The organism is Zeimonas sediminis (genome assembly GCF_023721795.1).
GTDB lineage: Bacteria > Pseudomonadota > Gammaproteobacteria > Burkholderiales > Burkholderiaceae_E > Zeimonas > Zeimonas sediminis.
Genome location: NZ_JAMQYE010000001.1, coordinates 1,884,374 through 1,898,780, shown reverse-complemented (window position 1 = coordinate 1,898,780; position 14,407 = coordinate 1,884,374). Strand labels below are relative to the sequence as shown.

Below are 14,407 nucleotides of genomic sequence, written 5' to 3'. Positions count from 1 at the left end.
TTGCAGGCTGCGTCGCGGCGACGGCGGGGAACCTGACGCGCGCGGGCCGCGGGTTCAGATGCCGGAGACGAAGCTGCGGATGCCCGAGGCGATGAACTGCACGCCGATGCAGATCAGCAGGAAGCCCATCAGCCGGGTCATCGCCTCGATGCCGCTGCGACCGAGTCTATTCGATATCTGCCGGGCGCTGCGCAGCGTGAGCCAGCTGAGAACGCAGGTGAGGGCCATTGCGGCGACGGTGGCGATCGACGCGATCGCGACGCCGCCCCAGCCGCCCAGCTCCTGGATCTCGGTGGAGATGCCGATGACCACCGCGATCGTGCCGGGACCGCTGATGCCGGGCAGGGCGAGCGGGAAGAAGGCCGGATTGTGCGGCCTTTCGACGGCCGGGTCGCCGCGGCGCTGCTCGCGGCGGAACAGCATCTCGTGGCCGAGCAGCGCGACCACGATGCCGCCGGCGACCCTTAGCGCGGCGTGCGAGATGCCGAAGGTGTTGAGGATCAGCGAGCCGGCGAACAGGCTCACCGTGAGGATCGCGAACGCATATAGCGGGCCGCGCCGGGCGAGCCTTTCCGTCTCGTCGTCGTCGAGGTCCGCGCTCAGCGAATTGAACAGCGGGATCGCCGACGGCGGGTTGATGATCGTGACCAGGCTCACGAACGAGCCCAGGAAGAAGGTCGCGAAGATGTCCGAGAACAGCCAGATCATCGGCCGATGATACTGGCTGCGCCGGTCACTCGATCGCCTTGACCATGTCCTCGACGACCTTCTTCGCGTCGCCGAAGACCATCATCGTCTTGTCCATGTAGAACAGCTCGTTGTCCAGACCCGCGTAACCGGAGGCCATCGAGCGCTTGTTCACGATGACCTGGCGGGCCTTGTAGGCCTCGAGGATCGGCATGCCGGCGATCGGCGACTTCGGGTCCTTGGCGGCCGGGTTCACCACGTCGTTGGCGCCGAGCACCAGCACCACGTCGGTGTCGCCGAACTCGCTGTTGATGTCCTCCATCTCGAAGACCTGGTCGTAGGGCACCTCGGCCTCGGCCAGCAGCACGTTCATGTGACCGGGCATGCGGCCCGCCACCGGGTGGATCGCGTACTTCACCGAGATGCCGCGCTCGATCAGCTTGTCGGTCAGCTCCTTCAGCGGATGCTGGGCGCGCGCCACTGCCAGGCCATAGCCCGGCACGATGATCACGCTGTCCGCGTTGCCGAGCAGGAAGGCCGCGTCGTCGGCCGAGCCCGACTTGACCGGGCGCTGCTCGGCCGCGCCGCCCGCGGCGGCCGCGCCGGCATCGCCGCCGAAGCCGCCGAGGATCACGTTGAAGAACGACCGGTTCATCGCCTTGCACATGATGTACGACAGGATCGCGCCCGACGAGCCGACCAGAGAGCCGGCGATGATCAGCATGCTGTTGTTCAGCGAGAAGCCGATGCCGGCCGCCGCCCAGCCCGAGTAGCTGTTCAGCATCGACACCACCACCGGCATGTCGGCGCCGCCGATCGGGATGATGATCAGCACGCCCAGCACGAAGGCCAGGATCGTCATGATCCAGAACGGCGTCCACTGCTGGGTCAGGAAGAACCACAGGCCGAAGCCGAGCATGGCCAGCGCCAGCGCCAGGTTCAGCATGTGCTGGCCGGCGAAGACCACCGGCGCGCCCTGGAACAGCCGGAACTTGTACTTGCCCGACAGCTTGCCGAAGGCGATCACCGAGCCCGAGAAGGTGATCGCGCCGACGAAGGTGCCGATGAACAGCTCGAGCCGGTTGCCCAGCGGGATCGGCTGGCCCTTCTCGGCGATGCCGAAGGCCCAGGGCTCGGCCACCGCGGCGATCGCGATGAACACCGCGGCCAGGCCGATCATCGAGTGCATGAAAGCGACCAGCTCGGGCATCTTGGTCATCTCGACCCGCTTGGCCATGATCGTGCCCGCGGTGCCGCCGATCGCCACGCCGAGGATCACCCAGCCGAGCCCGAGCGCGCCGGCCTCGCCGGAGAGCTCGACGATCAGGGCGATCGTGGTGAGCACCGCGATCGCCATGCCGACCATGCCGAAGGTGTTGCCAAGCCGCGAGGTGGTCGGGTGCGACAGGCCCTTCAGCGCCTGGATGAAGCAGACCGATGCGACGAGGTAGAGGAGTACGACGAGATTCAGGCTCATTTTTGGTCTCCGCCGCGCGCATCGCGGCCATCGCCGTCACGCGGCGCTCCGAGCTTGGAGGGATCGAACTTTCCCTTGACCAGGCCGAACTTCTCGGCCAGCCAGGAAACGGGGAACACGATCGCCGCGGCGATCGCGCCGACCATCAGGGTGCGGCCGAAGCCTTCGTCGGTGTAGCGCTCGGCGATCTCGGCGCCGATGAAGATCGCCACGACCGTCGTGAGCATCAGCAGGATGAAGCCGTTGCGGGTCATGCCTTCGAGGCTTCCGCCTTGGCCTTGGGCTCTTTCTTCCTGAACATCTCGAGCATCCGGCGCGTGACCAGGAAGCCGCCGAAGACGTTGACCGCGGCGAGCGCCACCGCCAGCACGCCCATGGTCTTGCCGAGCCCGGTCTCGGTCAGCGCGGCGGCGAGCATCGCGCCGACGATGACGATCGCGGAGATCGCGTTGGTGACCGCCATCAGCGGCGTGTGGAGCGCCGGCGTGACGTTCCAGACCACGTGGTAGCCGACGTAGATCGCCAGCACGAAGATGATCAGGTTGACGATGGTGGGGGAGATGGCTTCCATCGGATGTCCTCGGTGAAGTGCTCGTCTGCGGCGTCCGGCCATGCGCGCTTCGCGCGCGGCCGGCCGCCCTGCGGGGTCACTGGCGCAACAGCTGGCCGTCGCGGGTCATCAGGCAGGCGGCGACGATGTCGTCGGCCATGTCGACGCTCAGCGCGCCTTCCTTCGTGACGATCAGCTTCAGGAAGTCGAACACGTTGCGCGCATACAGCGCGGAGGCGTCGGCCGCGACCATCGCCGGCAGGTTGGTCTCGCCGACCAGCGAAACGCCGTGCTTGACGACGGTGCGCCCGGCCTCGGACAGCGGGCAGTTGCCGCCCTGCTCGACCGCCATGTCGACGATGACCGAGCCGGGCTTCATCGACTTGACCATCTCCTCGGTGACCAGCACCGGCGCCTTGCGGCCCGGGATCAGCGCGGTGGTGATGACGATGTCGGCCTGGCGGATCCGTTCGGCCACCAGCGCGGCCTGGCGCTTCATCCAGCTCTCGGGCATCGGCCGGGCGTAACCGCCCACGCCCTGGGCGATCTCGCGCTCTTCCTCGGTCTCGAAGGGCACGTCGATGAACTTGGCGCCCAGCGACTCGACCTGCTCCTTGACCGCCGGCCGCACGTCGGAGGCCTCGATGACGGCGCCGAGGCGCTTGGCGGTGGCGATCGCCTGCAGGCCGGCGACGCCGGCGCCGAGGATCACCACGCGGGCCGCCTTGGCGGTGCCCGCGGCGGTCATCATCATCGGGAAGAAGCGCTGGTAGACGTTGGCCGCGAGCAGCACCGCCTTGTAGCCGGCGATGTTGGCCTGCGACGAGAGCACGTCCATGCTCTGCGCGCGGGTGGTGCGGGGGGCCGCCTCGAGCGCGAACGCGGTGAGCCCGGCGGCGGCCAGGCGCTCGAGCCCTTCGCGATCGAAGGGGTTCAGCATGCCGACCAGCGCGGCGCCGCGCTGCATGGCGGCGAGCTCCTGCTCGCCGGGCGCGCGAACCTTCAGCACCAGTTCGGCGCCGAGCGCGTCGGATGCGCTGCCGATCGAGGCGCCGGCGGCGGCGTACGCGTCGTCGGTCTGGCTGGCGCGCACGCCGGCGTTGCGCTCGACGACGACCTGGTGGCCGGCAGCCACGAGTTTCTTGACGGTTTCCGCCGTGGCGGCGACCCGGGTCTCTCCGGCCCGGGTTTCCGCGGGAATGCCGATGCGCATGCACCCTCCGTTGGCGGGCCCGGCAGGGGGCCCAGACGATCCTGTTCCTGGAAAGGAAGAAGCCCAGAGGGCTCATCAACCTTTCTTTATATCACGGCCGGGACAGTTGCCCGGCCGGCGCCGCGCGGGCTGCGGTATCCTCGCGGCATGAGCATCTGGAAGCCCAGCACCACGGTCGCCGCCGTCGTCGAGCGCGACGGCCGCTTCCTTCTCGTCGAGGAAGAGACCCCCGACGGCCTGCGCCTGAACCAGCCCGCCGGCCATCTCGACCCCGGCGAGTCGCTGCCGCAGGCGGTCGCCCGCGAGGCGCTCGAAGAGACCGCCTGCCGCGTCGAGCCGCGCGCGCTGGTCGGCGTCTACATGACCCGCTTCCATCGTCCGGCGCTGGGCATCGACGTCAGCTACCTGCGCTTCGCCTTCGACTGCCGGCTGCTCGCCGAGGAGCCGGGCCGGGCGCTCGACGCCGGCATCGTCCGCACGCTTTGGCTGAGCCCCGACGAGCTGCGCGCGGCGGGCGACCGCCACCGCAGCCCGCTGGTCATGCGCACGGTGGACGACTGGCTGGCCGGCCGGCGCTTCCCGCTCGAGCTGATCCACACCGACCCGTCCTGCCTGCGCTGAGCCGCTGAGCAGGGCGAGAACCTCCGAGCCACGAGCCGCCGAAATGGCCTCCGATATCGCTTCCGGCGCTGCCGGGCCTGCCCCCGGCTCGCGCGGTCGCGTCGTCGTCGGCATGTCCGGCGGCGTCGACTCCTCGGTCACCGCCTGGCTGCTCAAGCAGCAGGGCTGGGAGGTGATCGGCCTGTTCATGAAGAACTGGGAGGACGACGACGACGGCGAATACTGCTCCACGCGGCAGGACCTGATCGACGCGGCCAGCGCCGCCGACGTGGTCGGCGTCGAGCTCGAGGCGGTGAACTTCGCCGCCGAGTACAAGGACCGGGTCTTCGCCGAGTTCCTGCGGGAATATTCCGCCGGCCGCACGCCGAACCCCGACGTGCTGTGCAATGCCGAGATCAAGTTCAAGGCCTTTCTGGACCATGCGATCGCGCTGGGCGCCGAGCGGATCGCCACCGGCCACTACGCGCGGGTCCGCGAAGCCGACGGCCGCTTCGAGCTGCTGCGCGGCGTCGACCCGGGAAAGGACCAGAGCTACTTCCTGCACCGGCTCAGCCAGGCGCAGCTCTCGCGCGCCATGTTCCCGATCGGCCACCTGCACAAGCGCGAGGTGCGCGAGATCGCGCGCCGGATCGGCCTGCCGAACGCGGCGAAGAAGGACTCCACGGGCATCTGCTTCATCGGCGAGCGGCCGTTCCGCGAGTTCCTGAACCGCTACCTGCCCACGCAGCCCGGCCCGATCGTCACCGACGAGGGCAGGGTCGTCGGCGAGCACGTCGGCCTGTCCTTCTACACGCTCGGGCAGCGCAAGGGGCTGGGCGTGGGCGGCCTTCGCGAGGGCAGCGGCGAGCCCTGGTTCGTCGCGCGCAAGGACCTCGCGCGCAACACGCTGGTGGTCGTGCAGGGGCACGATCACCCCTGGCTGATGAGCGACGGGCTGCAGGCCGACAGCGCCAGCTGGATCGCCGGCGAGCCTCCGGTCGACGACGGCAGGCTGGGCGCCAAGACCCGCTACCGGCAGACCGACGCGCCTTGCGCGTTCGAGCGGGCGGACGCCGACCGTTTCCGCCTGCGCTTCGCGTCGCCGCAGTGGGCGGTCACGCCGGGTCAGAGCGCGGTGCTCTACCGGGGCGAGGTCTGCCTGGGGGGCGGCATCATCGCCGCGGCCGACGCCGAGGCGTGATTCGCCGCGCTGCGCAGGCCGCGCAGCAGATTGATTCGGGCGTTCAGGCCGGGCGGGTGTCGGCGAAGCTGGGGCGCGCGAACAGCTTGTCCGCGTGCGCGGAGAGGTTCGAGAACTGCGCGCGCCAGCCGAGCTGCGGGAAGCGGAAGTCCAGGTAGCCCAGCGCGCAGCCTACCGCGATGTCGGCCAGCGAGTACTTGCCGTCGGCGCACCAGGGCTTGTCGGCGAGACCGGCGGACATCGCGGCGAGCGCGCGCTCGATCTTGCCCATCTGGCGGGCGATCACGGCGGGGCTGCGCTGGCCCTCGGCGCGCTGGGTCTGCTCGGCACGCACCAGCAGCGCGGCATCGAGCAGGCCGTCGGCCAGAGCCTCCCAGGTACGGACCTCGACGCGGGAGCGTCCGTTGGGCGGGATCAGGCGGTGGACCGGGGTGAGGTTGTCGAGGTATTCGACGATGACCCGCGAGTCGAACACGGCGCCGCCGTCGTCCATGATCAGGCAGGGGATCTTGCCCAGCGGGTTGGAGTCGTTGATCGGCGAGTCGGGGGCGTTGACGTCGACCAGCTCGTATTGCGCCTCGATCTTCTTCTCGGCCATGACGACGCGGACCTTGCGAACGTAAGGGCTCGTATTCGATCCGAGGAGCTTCATCTGGCAACCGCCGGAGGTTGAGGGCGGAGGGCAGTATAGCAAACGGCCTGCCTGCGGATCGGCCCGGAAACGCCGCCGGCGCCGGCCGCTGGCTGCCCCGGGAATCCGCCGGTTCGCGGGCGAATGCTAGGATCGAGGGTTTTCCGCCCGGCACCGGTTACCGCCATGAACGCCTCGCTGACCGAACTCTCCGAACTGACCGCGCTGTCGCCGCTCGACGGCCGCTACGCCTCGCGGATGGGGCCGCTTCGCGCGCTGATGTCCGAGGCCGGCTTCATGCGCCACCGGGTGAAGGTCGAGGTCGAGTGGCTGATCGCGTTGTCCGACGCGGGCTTCGGCGAGCTGCCCCCGTTCTCGCAGGGTTCGCGCGACTTCCTGCGCGCGCTCGTCGAGCGCTTCGACGCCTCGCACGCGGCCCGGATCAAGGAGATCGAGCGGGTCACGAACCACGACGTGAAGGCGGTCGAGTACTTCCTGAAGGATTCGGTGCGCGAGCATCCCGAGCTCGTGGCGGCCTCCGAGTTCATCCACTTCGCCTGCACCTCCGAGGACATCAACAACACCTCGCATGCGCTGATGCTGAAGGCGGCGCGCGACGAGGTGCTGCTGCCCGCCGCGCGCGAGATCGCCGCCACGCTGCGGGCCATGGCGCACGAGCACGCCGCGGTCCCGATGCTCTCGCGCACCCACGGCCAGCCGGCGTCGCCGACCACGCTGGGCAAGGAGGTCGCCAACGTGCTGGCGCGCCTGGAGCGCGCGATCGCCGCGCTCGAGCGCGTGCAGCCGCTGGCCAAGCTAAACGGCGCGGTCGGCAACTACAACGCGCACCTCTCGGCCTGGCCCGACTTCGACTGGGAGGGCTTCTGCCGGGGCGTCGTCGAGTCGCTGGGCCTGTCCTTCAACCCGTACACGATCCAGATCGAGCCGCACGACTGGATGGCTGAGCTGTTCGACGCGATCGCCCGGCTGAACACGGTGCTGCTCGACTTCGATCGCGACGTCTGGGGCTACATCGCCTTCGGCTACTTCCGCCAGCGCACCAAGGCCGGCGAGATCGGCTCGTCGACGATGCCGCACAAGGTCAACCCGATCGACTTCGAGAACTCGGAAGGCAACCTCGGGCTGGCGAACGCGCTGCTCGGCCACCTGTCGGCCAAGCTGCCGGTGTCGCGCTGGCAGCGCGACCTGACCGACTCCACCGTGCTGCGCAACATGGGCGTGGCGCTCGGCTATTCGCTGCTCGCCTGGGACGCCTGCCGGCGCGGGCTGGGCAAGCTCGAGGTCGATGGGCAGCGCATGGCGGCCGACCTCGACGCGAACTGGGAGGTGCTCGCCGAGCCGATCCAGACGGTGATGCGTCGCTACGGCGTCGAGAACCCGTACGAGCAGCTGAAGGAGCTGACCCGCGGCAAGCGGATCACCGCGGCCGACCTGGCCGCCTTCGTTGACCGTCTGGCGATCCCCGACGACGCGAAGGCCCGGCTGAAGGCGATGACGCCGGCCTCCTACGTCGGCAAGGCCGCGGAGCTCGCGCGGCGCGCCTGAGCCGGGCGGCCCCGGTGGCACCGATGCGGGGCGGGGCGCTGTCCCGCCAATGACCCGGATTCCGACCGGGACACGGGGATAAGCCTTGTAGGGAATAATCGGCGTGCTGCGCGCGTTTGCGTGCAGGCGAGGGGCGTGCGCGCGGCGCGGCACCCCTCCGTCGGCTGGCCCCGATCGTCGGGCCGGTTCCCACCGATGCCTTCGCAGGAGACCTCGTTCATGCACCGGAAGCTCGCAGCATTCGCAACCGCCGCCGCCCTTGCCGGCGGCGCTCTCGTCGCCACGCCGGCGCTCGCCCAGTTCGCCAAGGCCGAGGACGCGATCGACTATCGCCAGTCGGCCTTCACCGTGATGGCCAACCACATGGGCCGCCTGTCGGCGATGGCGAAGGGCGAGAAGCCTTTCGATGCCGCTGCCGCGCAGGCCTCGGCGCAGCTGATCGCGACGATGTCGAAGCTCCCTTGGGAAGCGTTCACGCCGGGCTCGGACGGCGGCTTCGCCAACGTGAAGGGCGATCCCTGGAAGAACGCGGCCGACTTCAAGTCGCTGCAGGACCGTCTGATGGGCGAGACCGCCAAGCTGCCCGAGTCGGCCGGCAGCCTGGAAACGTTGCGCAAGCAGCTCGGCGCGACCGGCGCCTCCTGCAAGGCCTGTCACGACAAGTATCGCGCGCAGTGACCGCGGCACCGCCGGTCCCGGCAACGGGGCCGGCAGCAGTGCCGGCAAGAGGGCCGGCCAGGCGACCTGCCGACGGGCCGTCGCCCGCGCTCAGGGCAGCAGCGTGACCACTGCCCACACGATCGCCGCCGCGGCGGCGAGCACCGCCAGCGCGAGCAGCCGCTCGCGCCAACCGTCGGCCGCCGCCGCGCCGGCGGCGATCTCGGCGGGCAGCTCGGCGTCGCCCACGATCATCGGCTTCACCAGCGAACGGCGGCGCTTCAGTGCGTAGAAGGCGATCGCGCACAGGTGCAGCAGGATCAGCGACAGCAGCACGATCCGATTGAGCTTGTGCAGCTTCGTGATGAAGTCGCTGCTGGCGTTCGACACCAGGTTGCGCAGCGGCCCGTCCCACATGATCGCGTCGTTGGCGAACAGCCCGGTGCCGGCCTGGAAGGCGAGCGACAGCAGCAGCGCGTAGACCGACAGCGCGCCGAGCGGGCTGTGGCCGGCCGCGGGGGCCTCGGCGCCGCGCAGGTAGCGCAGCGCGGCCATCGGATTCGGCGGGAAGGACGAGAAGCGCGCGTAGCGCGGGCCCACGAAGCCCCAGGCCAGCCGGAACAGCAGCAGCGCCAGGATCGCGTAGCCGAAGCGGAAATGCCAGGCGACCGCGTTGCCGCCCAGGTTCACCGACACCAGCGAGCCGACGATGCAGGCGGCGAGGCTCCAGTGGAACAGGCGGGTGGGGAGGTCCCACACACGGGCCGTCGCGGTCCTTCCGGGCTGGCTGTTCGGGGCCTGCATCGCGCGTGAAAGCCTTGCGGGTCGAAGGCCGGTCGCGCCGGCTCAGGGCAGCTCGGGCTGCCCGTCGTCCTTCTTCTTCTGCGGCTTGACCAGGTCCTCGCGCCGGATGCCGAGCCACATCGCGACCGCGGCGGCCACGAAGACCGACGAGTAGATGCCGAACAGGATGCCGATCGTGAGCGCCAGCGCGAAGTAGTGCAGCGTCGGGCCGCCGAAGATCAGCATCGACAGCACGACGATCTGGGTCGATCCGTGGGTGATGATCGTGCGCGAGATCGTGCTGGTGATCGCCTTGTCGATGATCTCGCGCGGCTCGGCCTTGCGGATCTTGCGGAAGTACTCGCGGATCCGGTCGAAGATGACCACCGACTCGTTGACCGAGTAGCCGAGCACCGCCAGCACCGCCGCCAGCACCGACAGCGAGAACTCCCACTGGAAGAAGGCGAAGAAGCCCAGGATGATGACGACGTCGTGCAGGTTGGCGACGATCGCCGCGATCGAGAACTTCCACTCGAAGCGGATCGCCAGGTAGATCATGATGCCGACGATCACGAACAGCAGCGCCATCGCGCCGTCGGTGAACAGCTCCTCGCCGATCTGCGGGCCGACGAACTCGACCCGGCGCAGCTCCGCGGAAGGGTCCACGCCCTTCAGGGCCTGCATCACCTGCTCGCTCTGCTTCGTGGCGGCCGCGTTGCTGCCGTCCTTCAACGGCAGGCGGATCATCACGTCGCGGGAAGTGCCGAAGTTCTGCACCTGCGCGTCGGCGTACCCGAGCCCGCCGATCGCCCCGCGCATGTCCTCGAGCTGTGCCGCCTGTTGCGTGGACACCTCCATGACCGTGCCGCCGGTGAACTCGATCGACAGGTTGAGGCCCCGGGTGGCGAGGAAGAACACCGCCAGCAGGAAGGTCGCGATCGAGATCGCGTTCAGCAGCAGCGCGTGCCGCATGAACGGGATGTCGCGCTTGATCCGGAAGAATTCCATGGTCTCTGCCGCCGGTTTTCAGGTAGTCGGTTTCCAGACCTGGCCGATCGAGATCTTCGCCAGCTTGCGCCGCCCGCCGTACCAGAGGTTGACCAGGCCGCGCGAGAAGAAGACCGCCGAGAACATCGAGGTCAGGATGCCCAGGCAGTGCACGACCGCGAAGCCGCGCACCGGGCCCGAGCCGAACACGAGCAGCGCGACGCCGGCGATCAGCGTGGTGATGTTCGAGTCGAGGATGGTGGCCCACGCGCGGTCGTAGCCTGCGGCGATCGCCGCCTGCGGCGTGGCGCCGCTGCGAAGCTCCTCGCGCACGCGCTCGTTGATCAGCACGTTGGCGTCGATCGCCATGCCCAGCGCCAGCGCCATCGCCGCGATGCCCGGCAGCGTCAGCGTGGCCTGCAGCAGCGACAGCAGGGCGACCAGCAGCAACAGGTTGACCGACAGCGCGATCGACGAGATCAGGCCGAACAGCATGTAGTACAGCGACATGAACACCGCCACCGCCACGAAGCCCCAGACGGTGGACAGGAAGCCCTTCGCGATGTTCTCGGCGCCCAGGCTGGGCCCGATCGTGCGCTCCTCGATGATCTCCATCGGCGCGGCGAGCGAGCCGGCGCGCAGAAGCAGAGCGACGTCGTTGGCCTCCTGCGTGTTCATCTGGCCGCTGATCTGCACGCGTCCGCCGCCGATCTCGGAGCGGATCACCGGGGCGGTCACGACCTCGCCCTTGCCCTTCTCGAACAGCAGGATCGCCATCCGCTTGCCGACGTTCTCGCGGGTCACGTCGCGGAAGATCCGGGCGCCCTTGGCGTCGAGGTTCAGGTGGACCGCCGGTTCCTGCGTCTGCGAGTCGAAGCCCGCCTGCGCGTCGTTCAGGTTCTCGCCGGTCAGGATGACCTGGCGGCGCACCAGGATCGGCCGGCCGCCGCGCTCGCTGTAGCGCTCGCAGCCGAAGGGAACCGTGCCGGCGTTCAGCGCGGCCAGCTCCTCGGGCGACTCGCAGACCATGCGGACCTCGAGCGTGGCCGTGCGGCCGAGGATGTCCTTGGCCTTCGCGGTGTCCTGCACGCCCGGCAGCTGCACGACGACGCGGTCCGCGCCCTGCTGCTGGATGACCGGCTCGGCCACGCCGAGTTCGTTGATCCGGTTGCTGAGCGTGGTGATGTTCTGCTTGAGCGCGCTGTCCTGGATGCGGCGGGCGGCCTCGGGGCGGAACGAAGCGACCAGCTTCAGCGCGTCGGCCTCGCCTGCGTCGACCGCGGCCAGGTCCGGCAGGCTGTCGGTGATCAGGGTGCGCGCCCGGTCGCGGGCCTGGGCGTCGCGGAAGCGGATCTCGACGTTGTCGCCCACCCGCGCGATGCCGGCGTGGCGGATGTTGCGGTCGCGCATCAGCGTGCGCAGGTCGCCGACCGTGGCGTCGACCCGCTTGCTGAGCGCTTCCTTCATGTCGACCTGCAGCAGGAAGTGCACGCCGCCGCGCAGGTCGAGGCCCAGGTACATCGGCAGCGCGCCGATGCTGGTCAGCCAGTTGGGCGAGTTCGACAGCAGGTTCAGCGCGACGATCCAGGTCGGGTCGGCCGGGTCCGGGTTCAGCGCGCCGCTGACGACGTCCTTGGCCTTGAGTTGCGTGTCGGTGTCGCGGAAGCGCACCTTGACCGAGTTCGCGTCGACGAACAGCCCGGTGTGCTCGATCCCGGCCCCGCGAAGCGCCGATTCGACCCGGCCCGCCATGGCCGGCTCGAGCCGGACCGTGGCCTTGCCGCTGGAGACCTGGATCGCCGGCGCCTCGCCGAAGAAGTTCGGCAGCGTGTAGAGCAGGCCGAATACGACCGCGATCGCCAGGATCGCGTATTTCCAGACCGGGTATCGGTTCATGCGCTCAGATCGCCTTGATCGTGCCGTTGGGCAGCAGCGTCTGCACGGCCGATTTCTGGAAGTGCATCTCGATCGCGGCGTCGCCGCCCTTGCCTTCGCTGCGCGCGACCTCGAGGGTCACGTAGCCCTCGCCGACCTTGGTGATGCGACCGACCACGCCGCCGGCGGTGATCACCTCGTCGCCCTTCTTCAGGGCCTCGAGCATCGCCTTGTGCTCCTTGGCGCGCTTCATCTGGGGCCGGATCATCAGGAAGTACAGCACCACGAACATCAGGATGATCGGCAGGAAGCCGACCAGCTGCTCGGTGGAACCGCCTGCAGCCTGTGCGTAAGCCGTTGAAATGAACACGAAAGTCTCCCTTTTAGCGAACGCGGGATTATACCCGCCGCTTTCCGGCGCCCTTGCAGGCGCAATCGCCCGCGGAGGCCGGCTGCGGCGCCGGTCCCGGGCGCCGCGGCGAAGGGCTCAGGCGAGACTCTGGCGGAGGCGGGGCGCTTTGCGCGCGAAGCCGATCGCCAATTATTCTCCTCGCGCGGACCGATGCAAAGGGCGCCGCAAGACGGCCGAGGGGGCGATTCGATGCTTTGGCGACTGGCAGTTGCGCTGGCGATCCTGGGCGGACTGTCGATCGCGGTTCCGGCGAGCGCCGGCGACGCACTTCGGATCGGCTCCAAGCGCTTCACCGAATCCTATGTGCTCGCCGGCATCCTGGCCGCCACCGCGGCGGGGCGCGCCGAGGTCGAGCACCTGCCCGGCATGGGCAACACGGCGATCCTGTTCGAGGCGCTGCGCGCCGGCAGCATCGACCTCTACCCGGAATACCTGGGCACGATCGAGCTGGAGATCCTGAAGCGGCCCGTGGCGACCGGCTCGCTCGAGGCCGTCAACCGCGAGCTGGCGCCGCTGGGCCTGGTGGCGTCGGTCCCCTTCGGCTTCAACAACAGCTATGCGCTCGCGGTCCGCGCCGAAACGGCCGCGGCGCTCCGGCTCGATTCGATCGGCGCGCTCGCCGCACACCCGGGCCTGCGCTTCGGCTTGTCGCACGAGTTCCTGGGTCGCGCCGATGGCTGGGCCGGCCTCAGGGACCGCTACCGCCTGCCGCAACGGCCGGCCGGCCTCGACCACGGCCTCGCCTACGAGGCGCTCGCCGCCGGCTCGATCGACCTGACCGACGTCTACTCGACCGACGCGAAGATCGGCCGCTACGGTCTCGTCGTGCTGCGCGACGAGCTGGGCTACTTCCCGCGCTACGACGCGTTGATCCTGCACCGTGCCGACGTGCCGGCGCGCTTTCCCGAGGCCTGGCGCGCGCTCGAGCGGCTCGCCGGAAGGATCGACGAGCGGCGGATGATCGAGCTCAACGCAGCCGCCGAGCTGCGGGGACGATCCTTCGACGAAATCGCGGCGGCCTTCGTGGCTGCCGAGAGCGGGGTGTCGGGCGGCGCCGGGGCGGGGGCCGAAACGGGGGCAGGCAAGGGGGCAGACACGGGGGAAGGCAAGGGGGTAGACACGGGACGAGGGGGCCTGTGGCAGGCCCTGTTCGCCGACGACTTCTGGCGGCTCGCGCGCCAGCACGTCGCGCTGGTCCTGGTGTCGGTGCTCTGCGCGGTGGCGGTCGGGGTGCCCGCCGGCGTGGCGGCCGCGTTCAGGCCGCGCTTCGGGGCGGCCTTGCTCGCGGGGGTCGGCGCGCTGCAGACGATCCCTTCGCTCGCGCTGTTGGCCCTGCTGATCTCGGCCATCGGCGCGATCGGCACGCTGCCGGCGCTCGTCGCGCTGTTTGCGTACGCGCTGCTGCCGGTGGTTCGAAACACCTGCGTGGGCGTCGCGCAGGTGCCGGTCGCACTGCGCGAGGCTGCGAGCGCGCTCGGCCTTCGGCCCGGCCAGCGGATCCTGCTCGTCGACCTGCCGATCGCGCTGCCGACGCTGCTGGCGGGCATCCGGACCGCCGCCGTCATAAGCGTGGGCACCGCGACGATCGCCGCCTTCATCGGCGCGGGCGGATTCGGCGAACGGATCGCGACCGGGCTGGCGCTGAACGACCACCGCCTGCTGCTCGCCGGGGCGTTGCCCTCGGCCGCGCTCGCCTTCCTGGTCGAGGGAGGCTTCGCGCTGCTCGAACGGCGCGCGTCGCGCTGGTCCCGCGCCACGGGCCGATGAG

15 protein-coding genes are annotated in these 14,407 nt (G+C 69.7%); 5 read left to right on the top strand and 10 right to left on the bottom strand.

The genetic code is table 11. The annotated features are described in order from the left end of the window. Positions 1-54 precede the first annotated feature (54 nt). From M6I34_RS08870 to M6I34_RS08850, 5 genes are all read right to left on the bottom strand, one after another. Entirely contained in the window at positions 55-708 is a 654-nt protein-coding gene (locus M6I34_RS08870) for a MarC family NAAT transporter (protein ID WP_272485332.1), read from the bottom strand. Positions 709-733: 25 nt separating this feature from the next. After that, entirely contained in the window at positions 734-2,164 is a 1,431-nt protein-coding gene (locus tag M6I34_RS08865; protein WP_272485331.1) for an NAD(P)(+) transhydrogenase (Re/Si-specific) subunit beta, read from the bottom strand. Beyond that, positions 2,161-2,418, bottom strand: a complete 258-nt coding sequence (locus tag M6I34_RS08860; protein WP_272485330.1) for a hypothetical protein — start codon at positions 2,416-2,418, stop codon at positions 2,161-2,163. The genes M6I34_RS08865 and M6I34_RS08860 overlap by 4 nt, the downstream gene beginning before the upstream one ends. Beyond that, on the bottom strand, positions 2,415-2,735 hold the full coding sequence (locus M6I34_RS08855; protein ID WP_272485329.1) for an NAD(P) transhydrogenase subunit alpha part 2: 321 nt from the start codon (positions 2,733-2,735) through the stop codon (positions 2,415-2,417). The genes M6I34_RS08860 and M6I34_RS08855 overlap by 4 nt, the downstream gene beginning before the upstream one ends. Before the next feature lie 76 nt (positions 2,736-2,811). Then, entirely contained in the window at positions 2,812-3,927 is a 1,116-nt protein-coding gene (locus M6I34_RS08850) for a Re/Si-specific NAD(P)(+) transhydrogenase subunit alpha (RefSeq protein ID WP_272485328.1), read from the bottom strand. A 147-nt stretch (positions 3,928-4,074) separates the two neighbouring features. On the opposite strand from M6I34_RS08850, the gene M6I34_RS08845 reads away from it, so the two are divergent. Continuing rightward, positions 4,075-4,548: an NUDIX hydrolase gene (locus M6I34_RS08845; RefSeq protein WP_272485327.1), complete on the top strand. Its 474-nt coding sequence runs from the start codon at positions 4,075-4,077 to the stop codon at positions 4,546-4,548. 43 nt (positions 4,549-4,591) lie between these two features. Beyond that, complete coding sequence (mnmA, locus tag M6I34_RS08840) at positions 4,592-5,728, top strand: tRNA 2-thiouridine(34) synthase MnmA (protein ID WP_272485326.1); 1,137 nt, start codon at positions 4,592-4,594, stop codon at positions 5,726-5,728. A gap of 43 nt (positions 5,729-5,771) precedes the next feature. Here the strand turns inward: mnmA and M6I34_RS08835 are convergent, their stop codons facing one another. Next, a complete protein-coding gene (locus M6I34_RS08835; RefSeq protein ID WP_272485325.1) occupies positions 5,772-6,380 on the bottom strand; it encodes a glutathione S-transferase N-terminal domain-containing protein in 609 nt (202 codons plus the stop codon). Between the two features lie 165 nt (positions 6,381-6,545). Here M6I34_RS08835 and purB point away from each other — a divergent pair, with 165 nt between their 5' ends. Both purB and M6I34_RS08825 read left to right on the top strand, forming a co-directional pair. Next, complete coding sequence (gene purB / locus M6I34_RS08830; protein ID WP_272485324.1) at positions 6,546-7,925, top strand: adenylosuccinate lyase; 1,380 nt, start codon at positions 6,546-6,548, stop codon at positions 7,923-7,925. A 219-nt stretch (positions 7,926-8,144) separates the two neighbouring features. Next, on the top strand, positions 8,145-8,603 hold the full coding sequence (locus M6I34_RS08825; protein WP_272485323.1) for a c-type cytochrome: 459 nt from the start codon (positions 8,145-8,147) through the stop codon (positions 8,601-8,603). Positions 8,604-8,693: 90 nt separating this feature from the next. Here M6I34_RS08825 and M6I34_RS08820 read toward each other — a convergent pair whose 3' ends face one another. The 4 genes from M6I34_RS08820 to yajC are packed head-to-tail and all read right to left on the bottom strand — an operon-like array spanning position 8,694 to position 12,597. Continuing rightward, positions 8,694-9,386, bottom strand: a complete 693-nt coding sequence (locus M6I34_RS08820; protein ID WP_272485322.1) for a cytochrome b/b6 domain-containing protein — start codon at positions 9,384-9,386, stop codon at positions 8,694-8,696. 42 nt (positions 9,387-9,428) lie between these two features. After that, entirely contained in the window at positions 9,429-10,373 is a 945-nt protein-coding gene (gene secF, locus M6I34_RS08815; RefSeq protein ID WP_272485321.1) for a protein translocase subunit SecF, read from the bottom strand. An 18-nt stretch (positions 10,374-10,391) separates the two neighbouring features. Then, positions 10,392-12,248: a protein translocase subunit SecD gene (gene secD, locus M6I34_RS08810; RefSeq protein WP_272485320.1), complete on the bottom strand. Its 1,857-nt coding sequence runs from the start codon at positions 12,246-12,248 to the stop codon at positions 10,392-10,394. Between the two features lie 4 nt (positions 12,249-12,252). Beyond that, entirely contained in the window at positions 12,253-12,597 is a 345-nt protein-coding gene (yajC, locus tag M6I34_RS08805; RefSeq protein WP_272485319.1) for a preprotein translocase subunit YajC, read from the bottom strand. A gap of 231 nt (positions 12,598-12,828) precedes the next feature. On the opposite strand from yajC, the gene M6I34_RS08800 reads away from it, so the two are divergent. Then, positions 12,829-14,406 (top strand): glycine betaine ABC transporter substrate-binding protein, encoded by a 1,578-nt coding sequence (locus tag M6I34_RS08800; protein WP_272485318.1) that lies wholly within the window; start codon positions 12,829-12,831, stop codon positions 14,404-14,406. The last annotated feature ends 1 nt before the right edge of the window (position 14,407 follow it).